Source organism: Kosmotoga sp. (assembly GCF_982836095.1).
This window is the reverse complement of sequence record NZ_CEYIHJ010000042.1, coordinates 2,262-4,231: the sequence shown is the minus strand read 5'-3', so window position 1 is coordinate 4,231 and position 1,970 is coordinate 2,262. Positions and strand designations below refer to the sequence as shown.

Genomic DNA, 1,970 nt, shown 5'->3' with positions numbered 1-1,970 from the left:
AAAGCCGGATATATAGTTATGCAACTTAAAATACATGTGAATTAAAGAACAATTTACATTTATTACTTGAAATAATAAAACGTCATGAAAAAGCCAGTCTTATTAGACTGGCTTTGAAAAGTTACTACGGGCTATAGCTCCTGTAAATCCTTGGCTCTTGAATTCCAACTCTTTCTGTGAAGGTATAGGAAGTCTCAGGAGGGGAACCAGCTTTTATTGACAAAAAACACAAATCATACAACGCCGCCTCGTTTGGAATGTCATGTTCTTCGGCATAATCTGTTACCTCTGACCAAGCTGGACCTGTGTAATATGACATCATTTGCAGGAAATCGCTGGTCCATTCTATATAAACATCTATCGTTCCGTTATAGTCATCTGTGTACCCTGCTGCAGAGTCCCAATCAGAATATGCGCTCTTATCAGCTGTTGTTGTCGTTATTGCCAATATCACATTTTCCGGATCTACGATGTTGGTAATACCTTCAATCCAACTACCCGAATGGCAGGATTCAATAATGATAAAAAACTTAACACTTGAATAGCTTTCTATTATATTTTTAAGATCAGATGCACTAAAACTATGCCCACCTATGTTCATACGATCGTAGCTCCCGTGGGCAATGAAGTACAACGTAAGATTGTTTACTTTCTTTGTTTCTACAAGATACTGAATGGCATCTTCCACATTACTTGGAGCATTATCTGGATACTCAACTTGCTTTACTCTATCTGCTCCCATGAAATCAACCATAGCTTCATACATCATATTATGAATATTCGAGGCCTCAGTATAAAGATTTTGTGTGGGTGTCAGCCCATTTACTACTACTGCACCTGATATTACCCTTGGAATGATAACCCATTCAGGAATTTGTATTTTGGTTATCTTGTAGCGGATGTTTCTCCAGAAAATCGCCTTTTGGAAAGCTTCACTGGTAGATGAAACAAGTGGTTCAGGTGTTTTACCATTGAGAACAGGCCAGCCTTCTACATCTTCATCAATTATTGGCTCACCATCTTCCCCGAGTACAATAATCCTGCCAGGGTGGTTATAAAAAGCGCCAGGGGCAAGATCAAGGTAATAAAGATATCCAGAATTCTCTATTATCGGTGAAATAATCACTCCCTTATTTTCTATCTCACTTGATACATATTCGGGCACAGGTGTATAAACTTCTAAAATATCTCCTGGATTTACTTTGCCGAGATATAACGCTACAGCGGGGATCTCCGGTTCACCCTCAGCAAAAGCATAGTTCATGAATTTCATCTTGGAGATAAGTTCATCAATAGAAATTCCGGGACAGCCCACAAGAATAAAAAGAACAACAAAAGCCAAAAAAAGAAGCAAAAGCTTTCTCCACATACTTCCACCTCCCGGAATAATTAAAATCCTTCCGGGTTCAAAGAAAAATTTCTTCATAATGAAGAAGCAATTAATATTTCAGTCGTTTGCTACATGTTTGATCCTTTAAAATCTCAAATCTATTAAAAAATAGAAACGACCAAATTTTAGACAGCCATAATGAGCTCTTCTACAAATTAAACCCAATTGCATAGCCATCCCTTATAGCTTCAACAATTTTCCCCACCCTTGTCATATCACCAATGATATGTATGGGAACAGGAGCATCTACTTTTTCAAATTTACGTGGTTTTTCCCCAAAGGCAGCAACAAATATGTCCAGATCAAGCTCTATTTCCATGCCATCAGTCTTTTTGATATTCAAAGATGACTCTGAAATCTTGATTATTCTTGAGCTAGTTAATATTTTTATATTATGCTCCTTAAGTTCACGTAGCAGGTAATTTCTGCTTATTGGTTCCATGTCTTTAGCAACTTCTGGTAGCATTTCAACTATTGTGACCTCACATCCCTTAGTAGCTAGATAGAGAGCAGTTTCACAACCCACAAGGCCACCCCCACCTATGACTACTCTTTCCCCTTTCTGAAGCGCGACTTTTTC

At 38.1% G+C, this 1,970-nt stretch carries 2 protein-coding genes; both read right to left on the bottom strand.

All coding sequences use genetic code 11. The annotated features are described in order from the left end of the window. Positions 1-124: 124 nt before the first annotated feature. Complete coding sequence (locus tag AC3LHT_RS04355; protein ID WP_488662085.1) at positions 125-1,369, bottom strand: C13 family peptidase; 1,245 nt, start codon at positions 1,367-1,369, stop codon at positions 125-127. 169 nt (positions 1,370-1,538) lie between these two features. Beyond that, positions 1,539-1,970: FAD-dependent oxidoreductase (locus tag AC3LHT_RS04350; protein WP_488662084.1), on the bottom strand; the 432-nt coding region annotated here is incomplete at its 5' end.

Coding starts and splice junctions, on each gene's coding strand:
- AC3LHT_RS04355 (WP_488662085.1), bottom strand. CDS start 1,369: ATGTGGAGAAAGCTTTTGCTTCTTTTTTTGGCTTTTGTTGTTCTTTTT.